The following is an 18,844-nucleotide window of genomic DNA, read 5'->3' as shown; positions in this document are numbered from 1 at the left end:
TCAGGTGAGGTCCTTGCCCCGGGTTTCCGGCATCCGCCACAGGCACACCACGGTCAGCGCGCACATCGCCACCAGGTAGCCGAGGAAGGCGGAGTGGTACCCGATGCCGGTCAGCCAGGTGTTCAGGTAGGGCGCGGTGCCGCCGAACAGCGCGACCGCGATCGAGTAAGGCAGGCCCACGCCGGTCGCCCGGACCGAGGTGGGGAACAGCTCGGAGACCATCGCGCCGATGATCGCGCTGGAGCACGCCATCACGACCAGCGCGATGCTCATCGCCAGCAGCAGCTGCCAGAACTCGCCCTGCACCAGCCAATCCAGCGGGAACGGGAGCACGACGTAGCCGATCGCGAAGACGTAGTACACCGGCTTGCGCCCGAACCGGTCGGAGAGGTGCCCGGCGATCGGCAGCGCCACCAGGTACGCGCACTGGGCGAGCACGCCGGCGATCAGCGCCGCCGACGGGTCCATGCCCTTCACCGACGACGCGTAGCTCGGCGCGAACACCACCCAGGTGTAGAAGCCGACGGTGCCGCCCATGGTCAGCCCGATGTTCAGCGCCGCGGCCTTGCGGTGCCGCCACAGCTGCGCCAGCACCGACGTCCGCGGCTGCGCGGTGGTTTTCTGCTGGTACGCGGCGGATTCCGTCAGGCGGCGGCGCAGCACGATCGCGTACACGCCGAGCACGGCACCCAGCAGGAACGGGATCCGCCAGCCCCAGGAGCGCATCTGGTCGCTGCTGAGCACAGTGGTCAGCAGCGCGCCGGTGCCGGTGGCCAGGATGGTGCCGAGGGTGATGCTCACGTACCCGGTGCTGGACCACAGCCCGCGGCGGCTCGGCGGCGCGATCTCGGCGACGTAGGTGTAGGACGCGCCGACCTCGCCGCCGTGCGCGAGCCCCTGCGCCATCCGCGCGACCACCAGCAGCACCGAGGCGAGCACGCCGACGGTGGCGTAGGTGGGGGAGACCGCGATGAGCAGGCTGCCGCCCGCCGTGAGCGTCATCGACAGCGCGAGGCTGATCTTGCGCCCGCGCCGGTCGGCGAGCCGCCCGAAGAGGTATCCGCCCAGCGGGCGCATCAGGAACCCGACGGCGAAGACGGCCAGCGTGGACAGCAGCGCCGACAGCGTGTTGTCGGCGTGGAAGAACTGGGCGGCGAAGAACGGCGCGAAGATCGCGTACACGTTCCAGTCGAACCACTCCAGGGCGTTGCCGATGTTGGCGGCCACCAGGTCGCGGCGGTGCCGGCGCAGCGTGGGTTGTCTGGACTCCAGTCCGGTGCGGGGGACCATGGTGCCTGCCTAGGGGAGACGTGCTGGGGAAGTGGATTGAGAGCCTGGCACCATGGGAATTGAACAGACAAGAAAATCCCGGATATTGAAAGAATCAGACATGACCGATCGCTTGCCGGTGCTGGACGAGCTCGACCGGCGCATCGTCGCGGCCCTGCAGATCGACGGGCGCGCCTCCTGGGGACGCATCGCGCGGGTGCTGGGCGAGACCGAGCGCACCGTGGCCCGCCGGGCCACCCGGCTGCTGCGGGAGCGGCACCTCGCGATCGTCGGCATCGTGCATTACCAGCGAGTCGGCTGGGGCGAGCCGTACCTGCTGCGGGTGCAGTGCGAGCCGGCCGGGCTGCGGGACGCCGCGCGGCGGCTCGCCGAGCTGCCCCAGGCGCGCTGGGTGGCGGTGGTCCACGGCTCGTCCGACTGCTTCGTGGAGATCGACATCCGCCAGGACGACCTCACCTCGGCCCTGCTGGACCGGCTGGCCAAGATCCCCGGGATCGTGTCGCTGCGGACGCACGCGATCCTGCGGTACTTCCGCTCCGTGCACGAGTGGCGGCTCGACGTGCCGGCGGAACCGCAGGCCTCCGAACTGGTGCGCCCGGACCTGGACCTGACCGCCGAGTTCGAGCCGGGCACGGTGCAGCTGGCACCGGACGAAACGGCGATCCTGGACCTGCTGGCCGTCGACGGGCGCGCCGGTAACGACCAGATCGCCGCCGCGGCGGGCATCTCGGCGTCCACCGCCTGGCGCCGGGTGGAGTCGCTGCGCAAGCGGGGGCTGGTGTTCATCCGCGCGGACATCGAACCGGCGCTGCTCGGCCGGGCGGTCGAAGCGCTCCTGTGGCTGCGCGTCGCACCGGGCAGCCTCGCCGCGGTCGGCGAGAGCCTCGCCGCGCACCACGACGTGCGCTACCTCGTTGCCACCACAGGGGATTTCCAACTGGTCGCCAACGTGGTGCTCCCGCACCGGGCCGCGCTGTACCGGTTCCTCACCGAGGTGGTCGGCGCGCGCGAGGGCATCGAGCAGGTCGACGTGTCGATGAACGTCGCCGCCCTGAAGCGGGCCTTCGTCCGCCGCGACGGCGTGCGGCTCACCCCGGTCGGCAGGCAGCGGCGCTGATCAACCGTCGGCCGGCGAGGCGTGGCCGCGGGCGGCGAGCTCGCTGCGGGAGCGGATGCCGAGCTTCGCGTAGATCCGGGTCAGGTGGAACTGGACGGTCTTCACCGACACGAACAGCTCGGCGGCGACCTGCTTGTTGGTCATGCCCGCCGCCACCAGCTTGGCCACCGCCTGTTCCTGCGGGGTGAGCTCGGTGAGGTCCACGCCGCCGCGCTTCGGGTGCAGCCCGCCCGCCTTGAGCTCGCGGTCGCAGCGCACCACGTACGCGGTGGCGCCCAGCGCCGCGTAGCCGTCCCGCGCTCGTTGCAGGACGACGTCGGCATCCTTGCGCTTCCCGGCCCGGCGCAGGGTTTGGCCGTACGCGAAGTGGACCCGGGTGCGCTCGTAGGGCAGCGGTAGCGTCCGGAGGTTCGCGAGCGCTGCTTCGAAGGATTCCCGCGCGGCATCGACGTCGCCCGTCGCGGCGAGGATCCGCCCGCGAACGTAGCCGAGCCTGGCCGTGGCCGACCGGTGCCCGCGCTCGGCGGCCAGGGCTTCGTGCGGCCGCAGGAACTCGTCCGCCTCGGCCACCCGATTGGTCATGACCAGCGCGTTGCCGTAGATGTCGGGCCACGGCCAGAAACCCGGCTCGTCCACGCCCTCCCGGGGCCACAACTGGGCCACCGGTTCGAGCGCGCGCAGCACGCCTTCGTAATCGGATTGGGCCTCGGCGCAGTGCGCGCGGGCCAGGCACGCCGGGATCAGCATGATCTCGTAGTTGTGCGTGGATGCCGAGGCCTGTCGCAGGTGGCGCTGGGCGGCGTCGGGATCCCCGCGCAGCGCGTGGATCTGCGCGCCCGTCCAGTGCACCAGCGGCCGCACCAGTTCCAGGCCGGTTTCGGCGAGTTGCACGGCCGCGCGGTCGACGGTTTGCAGCGCCTCGTCCCAGGAGCCGAGCGCGAAGTCGGCGCGCGCCAACCACGCCTGCGCCCACAGGGAGATCCGCAGTGCGCCCATCCGGTACTCGGTGGGCACTGCGATCTCCAGTTCCCGGCGCGCCGTCTGCGGGTCGTCCAGCGCCAGGTCCAGCCAGCCCTTGCCCATCTGCACCCGCTGCGACTGCGCGCCCCGGCTCACCCGCGCCACCACGTCCCGGTAGGTGTCCTGCGCCTCGCGGATCCGCCCGGTCGCCGCCAGACCCAGCCCCATGATCGCTTCGGACTCCACCGCCGACGGGTCCTGCGGATCGGCCAGCGCCACGGCGCGACGCCCCCAGGCGACCAGGTCGGTGCCGTGCCAGCGGCTCAGCGAGTGCAGCACCCGCCGCTGGCAGATCAGCGCCGCGGTCTCCGGCTCGCGGCCGGGGCGGCAGGCCTCCCACGCGCGGGTCAGCAGCAGCTCGGCCTCGGCCGGACGGCCGCGCTGGATCGCCAGGTAACCCAGCACCGCATCGCGCAGCGGCCCCGGGGGGAAGCTCTCGATCTGCGCGGAGAACGCGCTCGCCTGGGCGAGATCCCCGGCGCCCACCAGCGCGTCGACCGCCCGGACCAGCCGGTGCTCGCGGTCCGCCTTCGCCGGGCTGAGCCGGCTGGCGTCGATCAGCGCCCGCCCGGCCACCGACCACGCGCCGAGCCCGGCCTGCCGCGCGGCGAAGTCGTCGAGCTCGTCGGCCAGCGCGGCATCCGGCGCGGGGGTCTGGGCCACCAGGTGCTTCAGCTTGGCGTGCTCGTCCTCGGCGAGCTGCGCCGCCGTGCCGTGCAGCCCGTACCGCACCAGCGGCGGCACGTCGTGGTAGATCGCGGCGTGCACCAGCGGATCCGGGAACGCCAAGGTCATCAGGCCGTGCCCGGCAACGGTGCCGACGAGCCCGCTTTCGCACGCCGCGTCCAGCGCGGTGATGAGGTCCTTGATGTCGGCCAGTTCGGCGGCCGCGGCGACCGGGACCGTGCGGCCCAGCACCGCAGCCGCCTCGATGAACTCCCGCGTCGCGGCGGAACAGGCGTGCAGCCTCCGGGTGACGTCGGCGGCGACGGCGCGGGGCGCGGGCAGCGCCGGGTGCCATCGCGACCAGGTCTCCGGCGGGAGCTCGTCGAGCAGATCCCTGATGTGGCGGGGATTTCCACCGGTGTGGGCGGCGAGTTGGTGGGCCGTCGGGGCGCTCAGGTCGCGTCCCGCGTGCAACATCGCCAGCGTCCGCACCTCGGCCGCCATCAATGGTCCTATTCGGACTGTCGCGCCCGGTCGCACCGCAGCGGGGAGTTCGCGCGCGACCAGGACGATCAGGACCGGTTCCGAGGTCAGGCGCCGGAAGGCCGACAGCAGCGCCTCCAGCGACTCGACGTCCGCCCACTGCGCGTCGTCGACGACCACGATGCCGGGGCCGGCGGAGCACCAGGCGAGCAGCCCCGCCGCGTCGCGGGGCGCGTCGGATCCGCGCAACAGCTGGTCCAACACGGCGAAGGCGTCCGACTGCTCCCAGGGCAGGCCGACCGCTCGTGCCACGCGGATCTGCGGATGCCGGGACAGGAAGTGGTCGACGACGGCCGTCTTCCCGATCCCGGCCGGACCCGCCACCGCCGCGAAACCGGGCGCGGCGGCGAGCAACCGGTCCAGCTCGGCCAGCTCCCGCTGCCGGCCGATCGGTTCTGCATGCCCGGTCATCTGCCCAATGTAATCGGACGGCGCGCCCTCACCCGAGGTCACCGCCGGCGACCGGCAGCACCGTCCCGGTGATGTAGGAGGCCTCGGGGGAGGCGAGGAACGCGATCGCCGCCGCCTGTTCCGCCAGCGTCCCGTAGCGCCGCATCGGCGACGACGCGACGGTCTGGTCCACGACCTCCCGGTACCACCGCTTCTCCTGGTCGGTCTCGGCGGCCGGGCCGCGCGCGATGCGGCGCGGCGGCGCGTCGGTCCCGCCCGGGGCCGTGGCCACCACCCGGATCCCGTGCTGCGCGGCCTCCATCGCCAGGGCGGTGGTCAGTGCGTTGACCCCGCCCTTCGCCGCCGCGTACGGCACCCGGTTGACGCCGCGGGTGGCCACCGACGAAACGTTCACGATCGTGCCGTGCCCCTGCCGGACCAGGTGCGGCAGCGCAGCCCGGCAGCCCCACAGGGTCGGCAGCAGCGATCGCCGCAGCTCCGCTTCGATCTGCTCCGGCGGGTAGTGCTCGAACGGCTTCGCCCAGATCGTGCCGCCGACGGTGTTGATCAGCACGTCGATGCCGCCGTGCAGTTCGCGGGCGCAGGCCACCGCCTGCTCCGCACCGGCGAACTGCTCCAGGTCGACGACCACGGCGTGCGCCTTGCGGCCGCCCGAGACCAGCCCGGCGGCCACCTCGTGGACCAGTTCGGACCGGTCGGCCAGGACCACCTCGGCGGATTCGGCGAACAACCGCTCCGCCACCGCCCGGCCGATGCCCTGCGCGGCGCCGGTGACGACGACGACCTGCCCGGCGAAGCGGTTCACCTGCCCACCTCCGCCGCGACGGTGAACTTCTCGGTGTAGAAGTTCGCCGGATCGATCCCGGATTCCCGCAGGTGGCCGCGCACCGCCTCGACCATCGGCGGCGGCCCGCACAGGTAGACGTCGACATCGCCGCCGTGCAGGCGTTCCGGCGTGAGCAGGCTGGTCACGTAGCCCTTGTGGGCGGCGGTGCTCGCCTCGTCGGCGACGCAGTGGTCGAAGCTGAACCGCGCGATCGCGTCGGCATAGGCGCGCAGCTTGTCCAGCTCCACCAGATCGGTGTCGGAGCTGACCCCGTAGATCAGGTGCACGGGGTGGGCGACCTCGATGTCGGTGAGCCGCTCCAGCATGGACAGCAGCGGCGCCAACCCGGTGCCACCGGCGAGCAGCAGGGCCGGGCGGACCAGGTCGCGGAGGAAGAAGCTCCCCAGCGGCCCGGTGAACTCGACCCGGTCGCCGACCTCGGCCCGGTCGGCGAGGTAGCCCGACATGGCGCCGCCGGCGGTGATGCGGACCAGGAACGACACGGCCTTCTCGGCCGGCCCGGTGCTGAACGAGTACGACCGCGTCACGCCGGTCCCGGGCACCGCCACGTTCACGTACTGGCCGGGCAGGAACGCCAGCTGGTCGCGGTCGTCCAGCTCCACGGCGAAGGCGACCGTGCTGGCCGACAGCCGCCGTACCTCGGTGATCGAGCCGGCGTGCACCGCGGCCCCCGTCTTGGCGAATTCCGCGGTCGCCGGGATCTCCAGCACGAGGTCGCTGTGCGGCACCATCTGGCACGGCAAGGCGAATCCCGCCGCCGCCTCGTCGTCGGTGAGCGCGTCCTCGATGTAGTCGCCGCCGTCGTACTCGCCGGCGACGCAACGCGACTTGCAGGTGCCGCAGGCGCCGTCGCGGCAGTCCAGCGGGATGTTGATCCGCGACCGGTAGGACGCCTCGGCGACCGTCTCATGTGGACCGCAGGTGATGAACCGGGTGACCCCGTCCTCGAAGCTCAACGCGACTTGATAGCTCATCTCCGGCCCCTCAGACGTGGTAGATGTCGACGACGTGGTGGATATAATCGTTCTTCAGCACCACCCGCTTGCTGGTGATCAGCGGTCGCTCGCCGCCGAAATCGATGGTGTAGAACGAGGTTCCGAAGTACGTGTCGACGTGGTGGTAGCGGTAGTACAGGGTGAACCAGTTGAACCGCACGTCCACCAGTCGGCCGCGCTGCTCGACGATCTCCACGTTGGTGATGTTGTGGCCGGTGCGCGGCTCCGGGATGCTGGTCGCCGCCGACCGGTCGGTGCGGATCCGGAACACCCGGTCTTCGAGGCCGCCGCGGTTGGGGTAGTAGATCAGCGAGATCTCGGTCTGCGGATCGGTGGTCGGCTCGTCATCGTCGTCCCACGCGGGCATCCAGAACTCGACGTCCTCGTGGTAGCACTCCAGCCACTCCTCGAACTCCCGGTCGTCGAGGTGGCGCGCCTCGCGGTACAGGAACTGCCGGACTGCTTCGGTCTCGATCGCGGTGGTCATCACGGGCCTCACCGGTTTCCCTGGGCTGCGGCGGAATCGACGGCGGCGCGCATCGTGTCGAGCCAGTAGCCGTGCTGGATGGGGTAGAGGCCCTCGTCCTCGGTGCGCACCCCGCTGGCGATCGGCGAGATGCCGAGCCGCTTCGCGTCCTCGTCGGCGCCGGCGATCTGGTGCACCGCGCCGCGGCTGAGGTCGTTCCACGGGGCGGCGGTGGCCCGGTAGGTGTGCTGGCAGGCCCGGAACTCCTCCAGGTCGTCCGGGGTGGCCATGCCGGTGGCGTTGAAGAAGTCCTCGTACTGGCGGATCCGGTTCGCGCGGGCCTCGGCGCTCTCGCCCTTCGGGGCGATGCAGTAGATGGTGACCTCGGTCTTGTCCACCGAGATCGGCCGGAAGTGCCGGATCTGCGAGCTGAACTGGTCCATCAGGTAGACGTTCGGGTACAGGCACAGGTTCCGGGAGTAGCCGATCATCCAGTTCGCCCGGTCCTCGCCGAACCGCGCCACGAGCTCGTCGCGCTTCTCGTTCAGCGACCGGTTGCTGGGGTCGGCCCACTCCGTCCACAGCAGCAGGTGGCCGTGCTCGAAGGAGTAGAACCCGCCCTTCTGCCGGGACCAGGTGCCGGCGTCCATGTTCTTCGTGTCGTTGCTGGACTCCCCGGAGGTTCGGCGGGCGGTCGTGGCGGCGTAGTTCCAGTGCGTCGCGGAGACGTGGTAGCCGTCGGCGCCGTTCTCGGCCTGCAGCTTCCAGTTGCCGTCGAAGACGTAGGTGGAGGCGCCGCGCAGGACCTCCAGCCCCTCCGGGGACTGGTCCACCACCATGTCGATGATCTTGGTCGCCTCGCCCAGGTGCTCGGTGAGCGGCTTGACCTCGGGGTTGAGGCTGCCGAACAGGAAGCCGCGGTAGTTGTCGAACCGGGCGACCCGGGTCAGGTCGTGCGAGCCGTCGGTGTTGAACTGCTCCGGGTACCCGGCGTCCCGCGGATCCTTGACCTTCAGCAGCTTGCCGTTGTTGCTGAAGGTCCAGCCGTGGAACGGGCAGGTGAGCGTGGTGCGGTTGTCCCGCTTGCGGCGGCAGAGCATGGCCCCGCGGTGGCTGCAGGCGTTGAGCAGCGCGTTCAGCCGCCCCTGCTTGTCGCGGGTGATGACCACCGGCTGGCGGCCGATGTGGGTGGTGAAGTAGTCGCCGACCTCGGGGATCTGGCTCTCGTGCGCCAGGTAGATCCAGTTGCCCTCGAAGATGTGCGCCATCTCCAGCTCGAAGAGCTCCGGGTCGGTGAAGATGCTGCGCTTGGCGCGGTGCACGCCGCGCTCGGGGTCTTCGACCAGCGCGTCGGCGAGCGCGGTCCGGATGCGGTCCAGCGCTTCGGGCATGGTGCCTCCTTCCGGCGGGCCGCGGTGCCCGCCTTCGGACTTCGGTGTCCGGGTTGCCGAAGACGCTGGCACGACCGTGGCCTGGATCACGCCGGGAAAACCCCCAGTCCCGACCTAGGGCCGATTGATATCTGCGACATACCAATCGATCGGGAATGAGTATTTGTTCGAGCTGAATGGCGGACCTACGCTGACCTGGACGAACGACGTTGTGGCCGCGGCCACACGGCCTGGCGGGAGGAGGTGCGGCAGTGGAGTTGCGACACCTGCGCTACTTCGTCGCGGTGGCCGAGACGCGCCACTTCGGGCGGGCGGCCAAGCGGCTGAACATGGCGCAACCGCCGCTGTCCCAGGCGATCCGGCAGCTGGAAGCCGAACTCGGCGCCGAGCTGTTCGCCCGCACGACCAGGCAGGTGCAGCTGACGCCTGCGGGCGCGGTCTTCCACGACGACGCGCTGCGCATCCTGAAGTCGATCGACGACGCGGCGCGCCGCGTGAAGCGGCTCGCGGACGGGCGTCACGGCGTGCTCCGGCTCGGGCTGACCGGGTCGGCGTCCTACCGGCAGCTGCCGCGGCTGGCGCACATCGTCAAGCGCGACCTGCCCGGGGTCGAGCTGGAGATCCACCCGGACCTGCTCACCCCGGCGCAGGAGAAGGCGTTGCTGCGCAACGAGATCGACGTCGGGATGCTGCGCCCGCCGACCCGTGAGGACCGCATCGCGCACCGCACCATCGCGCGCGAGCCCCTGGTGCTCGTGCTGCCGGAGAACCACCCGCTCGCCGGGGAACCCGAGGTCGGGATGGCGCGACTGCGGGCGGAGCAGTTCATCATGTACTCAGCCTCGCTGCGCTCGGTGGTCAACGACGCGGTGGTGCGCAGCTGCCTGGCGGCCGGGTTCTACCCGAACTGCGCGCACGAGATCGGGGAGGCCTCCACCCAGGTCGCGCTGGTCGCGGCCGGCCTCGGGGTGGCGCTCGCCCCGGCCTCGGTGCAGGCCTTTCCGCTGGAGGGCGTGGTGTTCGTGCCGGTGCCCGACGCCGAAAGCGTCGAACTGGCACTGGCCTGGCGCGCCGAGGACGATTCGCCGCTGCTGCGCAACCTGCTGACCACGCTCGCGGCCAACGACGTGTTCGTCTGCCACGACGACATCCAGGACATCGAGGAAGCACGTGAAGATCACGCGAATTGAGGCGATCCCGTTCGCCATCCCGTACCGCAAGCCGTTGCGCTTCGCCAGCGGCGAGGTGCACGTGGCCGAGCACGTGCTGGTGCGGGTGCACACCGACGACGGGCTGGTCGGGGTCGCCGAGGCGCCGCCGCGGCCGTTCACCTACGGCGAGACGCAGGAATCCATCGTCGCGGCGATCGACAAGCTGTTCGCGCCCGACGTGGTCGGCATGTCGGCGCTGGAGCGGGAGGCGATCCACGCGCGGCTGCACCGGACGGTCGGCAACCCGACGGCCAAGGCGGCGCTGGACATGGCGCTGTGGGACGTCATCGGCAAGTCGCTCGGGCTGCCGGTGACCGAGCTGCTCGGCGGCTACACCGACCGGATGCGGGTCTCGCACATGGTCGGCTTCGCCGCGCCGGAGCAGATGGTCGCCGAGGCGGAGCGGATCCGCGCCGAGTACGGCATCACCACCTTCAAGGTCAAGGTCGGCCGCAAACCGTACACAATGGACGTCGAGGCCTGCCGGGCGCTGCGGGCCGGGCTCGGCGACGACGTCGAGCTCTACGTCGACGGCAACCGCGGCTGGACCGCGTCGGAATCCGCCCGCGCCCTGCGCGAGATGTCCGATCTCGGCCTCACCCTCGCCGAGGAGCTCTGCCCGGCCGACGACGTGCTGGGGCGGCGCTGGCTGGTGCAGCACAGCGAAATCCCTTTCGTGGCGGACGAAAGCGCCACCCGCCCGGGCGAGGTGACCCGGGAACTGCTCGCCGGCGCGGCCACCGCGATCAGCATCAAGACCGCCCGCACCGGCTTCACCACGTCGCAGCGCGTGCTGTTCCAGTGCGAGGGACTGGGCGTGGAAGTGGTGATGGGCAACCAGATCGACGGGCAGATCGGCACCATGTGCAGCGTCGCCTTCGGCGCCGCGTACCAGCTGACGTCGCAGCGGCCCGGGGAGCTGTCCAACTTCCTGGACATGAGCGACGACCTGCTCGCCGAGCCGGTCCGGATCAGCGACGGCACCGTCCAGGTCCGCGCGCAGCCGGGCATCGGCATCGACATCGACCCCGGGAAGCTGGCGCACTACCGCCAGGACGGCTGAGCCGGGAACCCCATCGACAACGTTGTTGAGCAAAGGAATCGGTGACATGACGACGAACCTCTCCGAGCAGACCGCGACCGCCGCCGCATCGGGCGCGGCGGCCACCCAGCGCTTCCGGGAGAAGCAGACGACCGCCGCCACCAGCAAGGAGCGGGTCGACGCGTTGGCCACGGAGGTCATCCGGGCGGTGCACGACGTGATCCGGCGGCAGCAGGTCACCTACGCGGAGTACGACGCGCTCAAGGCGTGGCTGATCCAGGTCGGACAGGACGGCGAATGGCCGCTGTTCCTGGACGTGTGGATCGAGCACGTCGTCGAGGAGGTGGCCAACGAGGACCGGCAGGGCTCCAAGGGCACCATCGAGGGCCCGTACTACGTGCCGGACTCGCCGGAGCTGCCCGCCGAGGCCACCCTCCCGATGCGGCCGGACGAGCCGGGCACCCCGCTGCTGTTCCAGGGCCAGGTCACCAGCGTGTCCGGCCAGGCGTTGGCCGGGGCGAAGATCGAGATGTGGCACGCCGACGACCTCGGCTACTACTCGCAGTACGCGCCCGGCCTGCCGGAGTGGAACCTGCGCGGCACGGTGATCGCCGACGAGCAGGGCCGGTTCAAGATCCGGACCGTGCAGCCCGCGCCGTACCAGATCCCCACCGACGGCGCGTGCGGCAAGCTGATCGCCGCCGCGGGCTGGCACGCCTGGCGGCCCGCGCACCTGCACCTGAAGGTCTCCGCCCCCGGCCACCAGCTGATCACCACCCAGCTGTACTTCAAGGGCGGGGCCCACGTCGCCGACGACATCGCCCAGGCGGTCAAGCCGGAGCTCGTCCTGGACCCCCGGCCCAACCCCGGCAGCGGGGCGAACGAGGTCACCTACGACTTCGTCCTGGACCCCCGATGACCCGTCGGCAGTGATCAATCGAACGGGGTGGGGTGCCACCTCGCCGAGTAATTTGGTCGAGGGCGCCCCGCACCGGGGCGAGGAATCTCAGGAAGGACTGACCGTGCTGTTCGCGGTGAAGATGGACGTCGACCTCCCGGTCGGGATGGATCCGGCGGTGAAGGCCGACACGCTCGCGCGGGAGAAGGCCTACTCGCAGGAGTTGCAGCAGGGCGGGGAGTGGGTGCACCTCTGGCGCTGCGTCGGGCAGTACTCGAACCTCAGCGTCTTCGACGTGGCCGACAACGCCCGGCTGCACGAGATCCTCTGGAACCTGCCGCTGTTCCCGTACATGACCATCGAGGTGACCCCGCTGGCCCAGCACCCGTCCGACATCGCCCTGCTCGACTCCTGACGGGCGGCCGTCACCGGGAGCCGCGGACCTCCAGGGACGCCAGCAGCTTCGCGGTGGCCTTCTCGATGTCGTCCACCGCTTGTTCGAAGGCGGCCTCGTTGTGCGCGGCGGGCTTGCGGAACCCGGAGATCTTGCGGACGTACTGCAACGCGGCGGCCCGGATGTCCACTTCGGTGACCTCTTCGGCGTACGGCGGGCGGAGCGTCTTGATGCTGCGGCACATGAGCATTTCCTGGGTAGGTTTCCCCAGCTTTCGCCGAGGGCGACGACCGGTGGACGGGGACGGCCTTGGCGCCGTCCCCGTCATGCTAGTGGCAGTGCCCCACGCGTGCGGGTGAAGAACGGCTGCTGTCCAGAGCGCTAGAGGAACGTCGACAGCAGGAGCGTCAGGGCGAGGCCGACCACGGAGATGATCGTCTCCATCACCGACCAGGACTTGATGGTCTGGCCGATGGTCATGCCGAAGTACTCCTTGACCAGCCAGAAGCCGGCATCGTTGACGTGGGAGAAGAACAGGGAGCCGGCACCGATGGCCAGCACGACCAGAGCCAGCTGCGTCGGCGGCAGGCCGGCGGCGAAGGGGGCCACGATGCCCGACGCGGTCACGGTCGCCACCGTGGCCGACCCGGTCGCCAGCCGCACCAGCACCGCCACCATCCAGCCGAGCAACAGCGCGGACAGGCTCGCCGCCACGGCGAGCTTCCCGATCGCGATCCCGGCACCACCGTCCACGAGCACCTGCTTGAAGCCACCGCCGGCCCCGACGATCATCGTGGCGCCGACGATCGGCATCAGGCTCTCGCTCAGCTTCGTCGTCAGGGTGACCGGCGTGAATCCGACACCGATGCCGAACGTCACCATCGCCAGCAGCACGGCGATCAGCAACGCCACGATCGGTTCCCCGATGAACTGCAGGAACGGGTAGATCCACGCGGTTTCGCTCATCCACACGTCGGCCGCAGCGCGGACCAGCATCAGGACCACCGGGGTGAGAACCGTGATGAGGGTCCAGGTGAAGCTCGGGCGACGCGTGCGTTCCGGCTCGCTCGGCACCGTTCCGGACCCGCCGCCATCCTCGCCACCGCCCGACCCGGGCCCGATGAGGTTTCCGCCCGCTCCGCGGGCACCGATGGGCACCAGGCGCGCCGCCACCTTGCCGTACAGCGGTCCGGCGACGATCACGGTGGGGATCGCGATGATCAGGCCGATGGCGAGGGTGACACCGACGTTGGCGTGCAGGTTCGCGATCGCCACCAGCGGCCCCGGATGCGGGGGGATGAAGCCGTGCAGGACGGAGAGGCCGGCGAGAGCCGGGATCGCCAGGTACATCGCGGGCAGCCTGGACCGGCGGATCGTCAGCATGATGACGGGGATCAGCAGGACGAGGCCGATCTCGAAGAACATCGGGATGCCGATGATGAAGGCGATCAGGGCCATTCGCCACGGCAGCCCGCGGCGACCCCCGGTCATGATCTTGTCCACGATCTCGTCGGCCCCTCCCGAGTCGGCGAGCAGCTTGCCGAGCATCGCACCGAGCACGATCAGCACGCCGACGCTGCCGAGCACGTCGCCGACGCCCTTCTCGAACGAGCCGGCGACATTGTCCAGCTCGATGCCGGACCCGATCCCGACGAAGAAGGATCCGATGGTCAGCGCGAGGAAGCCGTGCATCTTCGCCACGACGATCAGCAGCACCACGATGGCGATCCCGATCGCCGCCACGACGAGGGTCTGGGTGTCGTGACCGGTCCACGGCTCGTGGATCTTGTCAGCCGGGAAGAGAGTGTTCGAGCTGAGCATGTCGCGCTCCTTCGAGCCACCGGAGTGCCAGGTCCGTCATGGCAGCCGTTGTCCCACGTTGCACCAGTTGGAGTCCGAGGGCCTGTCGACCTTGCGGCCAGGACCGGTCGATCGGGCGGCGCTGCGCGGGCGGGTGCGGCTCGAAGGTGCGCATGTCCATTCAGGACGATGATCGGTCGGGCCACCGCAAGGCGAGGCGCTTGGCGAGTCAGGCTGGTCGGCCGTCGCCATCGGGGCGGCACTTTCCCGTGCACATGCCCCGCCACAGCAGGTCGATGAGCTTCTCGGTCGGGCCCCGCCAGTCGTCGCGGGGGTCGAGGTAGAGCAGGCCGCCGAGCCCGCGCAGGACCGTCTCCGGGTCCAGGTCGGCGCGGACGGTCCCGGCCTCGACGTTGGCCTCCAGTAGCGTGGCGACCGCGCCGACCATGGCCTCGTGGGCCTTCGCGAACATGTCGCCATGCGACGACGTGGCGGCGCCGAGGGCTCCGGCCAGGCCTCGCTTGGTCATCATGTAATGCGTCAGGTGGTCGGCCGTCCAGATCCGGAACGCCTGTTCCGGCGGGTGTTGCCGGAGCAGGCTCGGGACGACGTCGACGAGGTGCTGCAGCTCGCGCCGGTACACGGCCAGGACGAGCGCCTCCGGGGTGGGGAAGTGCCGGTACACCGTGCCGACGCCGACGCCGGCCTGCTTCGCGATGGCGTTGAACGAAACCGCTCCCGAACCGGCCAGCGATTTCGCCGCCGCGGTGAGGATGCGCTCGTGGTTGCGCCGGGTGTCCGCGCGTCGGGAACTGACCGAGCCCGTCGTCATCGTCCCTCCCGGTTGGCTGCCGCGTTCTTCCCTGGAATGTAATGCACAATCTGCCGTCGACCTGCGGCTACCTTCGGGAGTGGTGTCGTCCTTGCAGAGCGGATAAGTATCCGCTAGCGTCGGGGAGGGGCCGAAACGGATGAATATCCGGTTTCGGCGATGATCCCAGTTCTGCTCCCACCACCACAAGCGACACCGCTGCGGTCGTCCTGCGCGGGCGACCGGCGGGGAAGAGATCAAGTGGACATCTCACTCGAAGTCAACGGCAGGGCCGAACGGCTGAACGTCGATCCCGGCGTGACGCTGCTGGACGCATTGCGGGAGAACCTCGGCGTCACCGGCCCGAAGAAGGGCTGCGACCGCGGCCAGTGCGGTGCCTGCACCGTGCACGTCGACGGCAGGCCCGTGCTCTCGTGCCTCACCCTCGCCGCCACCGTGAAGCGACCGGTGACGACGGTGGAGGGCCTCTCCGACGGCGACGAGCTGCACCCGGTCCAGCAGGCGTTCGTCGACCAGGACGCCCTGCAGTGCGGGTTCTGCACGTCCGGTCAGGTCATGTCGGCCGTCGCCGCGGTCGAACAGGGCGTGGAGGACGTCCGGGAGTTCATGTCCGGCAACATCTGCCGCTGCGCTGCCTACCCGAACATCGTCGCGGCGATCGAACAAGCGAGGCGGGCCGATGCGTCCCTTTGAACTCACGGCACCGACGACCGTCGAAGCGGCGCTCGCCTCGCCCGGCACGTTCCTGGCCGGCGGCACCACCCTCGTCGACCTGATGAAGCTCAACGTCCTCGCGCCGCAACAGGTCCAGGACATCAACGAGCTCCCGCTGCGGGGCATCGACACCGGCGACGGGCTGCGCATCGGCGCGCTGGAGCGGATGAGCGACGTCGCCGAGCACCCCGGCGTGTACCCGGCGATCTCCCGGGCCCTGCTGCAGAGCGCCTCCCAGCAGCTGCGCAACATGGCCAGCATCGGCGGGAACCTGATGCAGCGCACCAGGTGCACGTACTTCCGCGACGTCGCCACGCCCTGCAACCGGCGGGAACCGGGCAGCGGATGCCCGGCGATCTCGGGCGCGAACCGGATGCACGCGGTCCTGGGCACCAGCGACTCGTGCGCGGCAGCGCACGCCAGCGACCTGGCGGTCGCGCTGGTCGCGCTCGACGCGGAGGTAAGGCTGCTCAGCGCCGCCGGGAGCCGCACCGCGAAGCTGGCCGATTTCTACCGCCTGCCGGCCGATTCGCCGGAGGTGGAGCACGATCTGCGCCCCGGCGAGCTGATCGGCGAGGTCGTGGTGCCGCGACTGGACTGGGCGTCGCGTTCCACGTACGTCAAGGTGCGCGACCGGCAGTCCTACGAGTTCGCGCTCTGCTCCGCAGCGGTCGCGCTGGACGTCCAGGACGAGCACATCGCCGACGCCCGGGTGGCGGTCGGCGGCGTGGCGACCGTGCCGTGGCGGCTGCCCGCGGTCGAGGAGGCCCTGCGCGGCGCGCCCGCGACGCCGGAGTCCTTCGAGGCCGCGGCGTCCCTGGCGGCCGACGGCGCTCGGCCGTTGTCCGGCAACGCTTTCAAGGTTTCCCTGCTGAAGCGGACCGTGGTCCGCGCACTGCTCGAACTGACCGAAGGGAGCCGCCTGTGACCAGTCGGCTGGACGGCCCGCTGAAAGTCACCGGGCAGGCGAAGTACGGCGCGGACAACAACTTCCCCGGCATGGCCTACGGGTACGTCGTGCTCAGCACGATCGCGCACGGCGAGGTCGAGGCCATGGACGTCACGGCGGCGAAGAGCGCGCCCGGCGTGCTCGGCGTGTACACGCCGTTCGACCCGCTGGACCTGCGCAAGCCAAGTTCCCCGCTCTTCGGCGAGATGTGGGTTCCGCTGCAGGACCGCGAAGTCACCTACTACGGCCAGCCGATCGGCTTCGTGGTGGCGGAGACCTTCGAGCAGGCGCGGGACGCGGCGATGCTGGTCGAGGTCTCCTACCGGACCCGGCCCGCCCTGACCTCGTTCGAGGACGGCCTCGCCGCGGCCGAGGGCGCGCCGTCCAACGAGGACATCACGGTCCTCGCGGACGGCGTCGAGTCCATCGAGGACGCGCTGGGGGCGAGCCCGGTGCGCATCGAGGCGACGTACCGCACCGCCACCCAGAACCACGCCGCGATGGAACCGCACTCCGCGGTCGCGGTGTGGGACGCCGGCGTCCTGACCATCTACAGCGGGAACCAGGGCTCGGACCTGCAGGCCGCCGACATCGCCGGGGCGCTGGGCCTGGACCGCGCGTCGGTCCGCGCGCTGAACCCCTTCGTGGGCGGCGCTTTCGGCGGCAAGGCCCGCACCTCCACCCCGGCGTTCCTGGCGGCGGCCGCGGCCAAGGCCCTCGGCCGGCCGGTCAAGGCCGCGCTCACCCGGGAACAGGTCTTCACCGCGACGGCGACCCGCCCGGCGACGCTGCAGAAGATCTCCCTCGGCGCGGACTCCGATGGCACGCTGATCGCGCTGCGCCACGAGTCGTGGTGCACCACGCCGACGGACCGGTCGTTCGTGGAGCCGACCTCGCACGGCACCTCGCGGGAGTGGTACGCGACCCAGAACCTGGCCGTCAGCCAGAAGATCGTGCCGCTGAACATCCCGCCGACGACGTTCATGCGGGCGCCGGGGGAGGCGCCCGGCTCCTTCGCGCTGGAGAGCGCGATCGACGAGCTGGCGGTCGAGCTGGGCGTGGACCCGATCGAACTGCGCCTGCGGAACAACTCGATCGCGCCGCCCGGCAAGGACCTGCAGTGGTCCAGCAAGCACCTCGACGAGTGCTTCCAGGTCGGCGCGGAGCGGTTCGGCTGGGCGGACCGCTCGCCCGGCGGGCGCACCGACGGCGACTGGCTCGTGGGCATGGGCGTGGCCACCGCGATGTTCCCGGCGCTGCGGTTCCCGGCCAGCGTCGAGATCACCCTGGGAGCCGACGGCACGGCCGTGGTGGCGACCAGCGGCTCGGACCCGGGCACCGGCCTGCTGACCGTCCTGTCGTTGGTGGGCGCGGAATCGCTGGCGATTCCAGTCGAGCGGATCACGCCGCGGCTGGGCGACTCGGCGTTGCCGTCGGGCGGCATGTCCGGCGGCTCGACCGGCACGGCGAGCGCAGGTTCGGCTGTCATGATCGCGGCCACCGAGGTGATCGACGCACTGCTGGCGGTGGCGTCGTCGCCGGGCGCGCCGTTCGAGGGCGCGGAGGTGTCCTACGAGGACGGTCGGGTGCTGGCCGGTGACGGCCGCGCGATGGAGTTCGGCGAACTGCTGCGTGCGGTGGGTCGCTCGTCGGTCTCCGCGATCGGTTCCTCGGCACCTGGAGAGGAGCTGACGAAGCACTCGTTCAGCTCGTTCGGCGCCCAGTTCTGCGAGGTCCGCGTGCACAAGTGGACGCGGGAGGCCCGCCTGTCGCGGATGCTCGGCGTGTTCGACTGCGGCCGGATCATCAACGAGAAGGCGGCCCGCAGCCAGGCGCTCGGCGGGATGATCTGGGGCGTGTCGGCGGCGCTGCACGAGGGCTTGGAGATCGAGGACAGCGGCCGCCTGGCCAACGGCGACTTCGCGGGCTACCTGGTCCCGGTGAACGCCGACATCCCGGACGCCGACGTCCACTTCGTCCGGTACCCGGACACGCTGCACAACGCGGTCGGGGCGAAGGGCCTGGGCGAGATCGGCGCGGTGGGCATGGCGGCGGCGGTGGCCAACGCGATCTACAACGCAACGGGAACCCGGGTCCGCCACATCCCGATCACGATCGAGGACCTCCTGGACGACTGAGGCGCTGAAGGGCCCGCTGACCGCCGCGAAAGCACCGGTCAGCGGGCCTGCAGCTCGCCGGAGTTCCGGGTTTTCCGGGGCTGTTCGAGGTTCTGCCGGCGCTTGCGCCGTTCGTGATCG

The 18,844-nt window shown here is 70.8% G+C and carries 17 protein-coding genes; 8 read left to right on the top strand and 9 right to left on the bottom strand.

All coding sequences use genetic code 11. The features are described 5' to 3' along the window. Positions 1-1,290 (bottom strand): MFS transporter, encoded by a 1,290-nt coding sequence (locus AB0H93_RS19755; protein ID WP_358574312.1) that lies wholly within the window; start codon positions 1,288-1,290, stop codon positions 1-3. 100 nt (positions 1,291-1,390) lie between these two features. On the opposite strand from AB0H93_RS19755, the gene AB0H93_RS19750 reads away from it, so the two are divergent. Continuing rightward, the gene (locus AB0H93_RS19750; protein WP_358574311.1) at positions 1,391-2,407 is read left to right on the top strand and encodes an Lrp/AsnC family transcriptional regulator; all 1,017 of its coding nucleotides are present in this window, start codon (positions 1,391-1,393) and stop codon (positions 2,405-2,407) included. On the opposite strand, the gene AB0H93_RS19745 is transcribed toward AB0H93_RS19750, so the two are convergent. Genes AB0H93_RS19745 through benA form a run of 5 tightly spaced genes read right to left on the bottom strand, consistent with a single transcriptional unit; the run spans position 2,408 to position 8,746 of the window. Beyond that, positions 2,408-5,047, bottom strand: a complete 2,640-nt coding sequence (locus AB0H93_RS19745; RefSeq protein ID WP_358574310.1) for a LuxR C-terminal-related transcriptional regulator — start codon at positions 5,045-5,047, stop codon at positions 2,408-2,410. 28 nt (positions 5,048-5,075) lie between these two features. Next, positions 5,076-5,852: a 1,6-dihydroxycyclohexa-2,4-diene-1-carboxylate dehydrogenase gene (locus AB0H93_RS19740; protein ID WP_358574309.1), complete on the bottom strand. Its 777-nt coding sequence runs from the start codon at positions 5,850-5,852 to the stop codon at positions 5,076-5,078. Continuing rightward, complete coding sequence (gene benC, locus AB0H93_RS19735; protein WP_358574308.1) at positions 5,849-6,868, bottom strand: benzoate 1,2-dioxygenase electron transfer component BenC; 1,020 nt, start codon at positions 6,866-6,868, stop codon at positions 5,849-5,851. The genes AB0H93_RS19740 and benC overlap by 4 nt, the downstream gene beginning before the upstream one ends. A gap of 10 nt (positions 6,869-6,878) precedes the next feature. Further along, a complete protein-coding gene (gene benB / locus AB0H93_RS19730) occupies positions 6,879-7,376 on the bottom strand; it encodes a benzoate 1,2-dioxygenase small subunit (protein WP_358574306.1) in 498 nt (165 codons plus the stop codon). An 8-nt stretch (positions 7,377-7,384) separates the two neighbouring features. After that, complete coding sequence (gene benA, locus AB0H93_RS19725) at positions 7,385-8,746, bottom strand: benzoate 1,2-dioxygenase large subunit (protein WP_358574304.1); 1,362 nt, start codon at positions 8,744-8,746, stop codon at positions 7,385-7,387. 251 nt (positions 8,747-8,997) lie between these two features. On the opposite strand from benA, the gene AB0H93_RS19720 reads away from it, so the two are divergent. The 4 genes from AB0H93_RS19720 to catC all read left to right on the top strand — a co-directional run bounded on the left by AB0H93_RS19720 (position 8,998) and on the right by catC (position 12,312). Further along, positions 8,998-9,936, top strand: a complete 939-nt coding sequence (locus AB0H93_RS19720; RefSeq protein ID WP_358574303.1) for a LysR substrate-binding domain-containing protein — start codon at positions 8,998-9,000, stop codon at positions 9,934-9,936. Next, positions 9,917-11,020, top strand: a complete 1,104-nt coding sequence (locus AB0H93_RS19715) for an enolase C-terminal domain-like protein (RefSeq protein ID WP_358574301.1) — start codon at positions 9,917-9,919, stop codon at positions 11,018-11,020. Before AB0H93_RS19720 ends, AB0H93_RS19715 begins: the two co-directional genes overlap by 20 nt. Positions 11,021-11,066: 46 nt before the next feature. After that, positions 11,067-11,918, top strand: a complete 852-nt coding sequence (gene catA / locus AB0H93_RS19710) for a catechol 1,2-dioxygenase (RefSeq protein WP_358574299.1) — start codon at positions 11,067-11,069, stop codon at positions 11,916-11,918. A 103-nt stretch (positions 11,919-12,021) separates the two neighbouring features. Next, complete coding sequence (gene catC / locus AB0H93_RS19705; protein ID WP_358574357.1) at positions 12,022-12,312, top strand: muconolactone Delta-isomerase; 291 nt, start codon at positions 12,022-12,024, stop codon at positions 12,310-12,312. 10 nt (positions 12,313-12,322) lie between these two features. Here catC and AB0H93_RS19700 read toward each other — a convergent pair whose 3' ends face one another. The 3 genes from AB0H93_RS19700 to AB0H93_RS19690 form a co-directional block, all read right to left on the bottom strand. Next, complete coding sequence (locus tag AB0H93_RS19700; protein WP_358574298.1) at positions 12,323-12,535, bottom strand: DUF2277 domain-containing protein; 213 nt, start codon at positions 12,533-12,535, stop codon at positions 12,323-12,325. A 137-nt stretch (positions 12,536-12,672) separates the two neighbouring features. Continuing rightward, entirely contained in the window at positions 12,673-14,112 is a 1,440-nt protein-coding gene (locus AB0H93_RS19695; protein ID WP_358574297.1) for a gluconate:H+ symporter, read from the bottom strand. A 208-nt stretch (positions 14,113-14,320) separates the two neighbouring features. Beyond that, a complete protein-coding gene (locus tag AB0H93_RS19690) occupies positions 14,321-14,923 on the bottom strand; it encodes a TetR/AcrR family transcriptional regulator (RefSeq protein ID WP_358574296.1) in 603 nt (200 codons plus the stop codon). Positions 14,924-15,163: 240 nt separating this feature from the next. Between AB0H93_RS19690 and AB0H93_RS19685 the strand changes: the two genes are divergently transcribed. Genes AB0H93_RS19685 through AB0H93_RS19675 form a run of 3 tightly spaced genes read left to right on the top strand, consistent with a single transcriptional unit; the run spans position 15,164 to position 18,724 of the window. Continuing rightward, complete coding sequence (locus AB0H93_RS19685) at positions 15,164-15,616, top strand: (2Fe-2S)-binding protein (protein WP_358574295.1); 453 nt, start codon at positions 15,164-15,166, stop codon at positions 15,614-15,616. Then, complete coding sequence (locus AB0H93_RS19680) at positions 15,603-16,565, top strand: xanthine dehydrogenase family protein subunit M (protein ID WP_358574294.1); 963 nt, start codon at positions 15,603-15,605, stop codon at positions 16,563-16,565. The genes AB0H93_RS19685 and AB0H93_RS19680 overlap by 14 nt, the downstream gene beginning before the upstream one ends. After that, positions 16,562-18,724: a xanthine dehydrogenase family protein molybdopterin-binding subunit gene (locus AB0H93_RS19675; protein ID WP_358574292.1), complete on the top strand. Its 2,163-nt coding sequence runs from the start codon at positions 16,562-16,564 to the stop codon at positions 18,722-18,724. Before AB0H93_RS19680 ends, AB0H93_RS19675 begins: the two co-directional genes overlap by 4 nt. Positions 18,725-18,844: the final 120 nt, after the last annotated feature.

This window comes from Saccharopolyspora sp. NPDC050642 (assembly GCF_040654735.1).
GTDB lineage: Bacteria > Actinomycetota > Actinomycetes > Mycobacteriales > Pseudonocardiaceae > Saccharopolyspora > Saccharopolyspora elongata.
The sequence above is the reverse complement of the archived record's forward strand: the minus strand, read 5'-3'. Positions and strand labels throughout refer to the sequence as shown.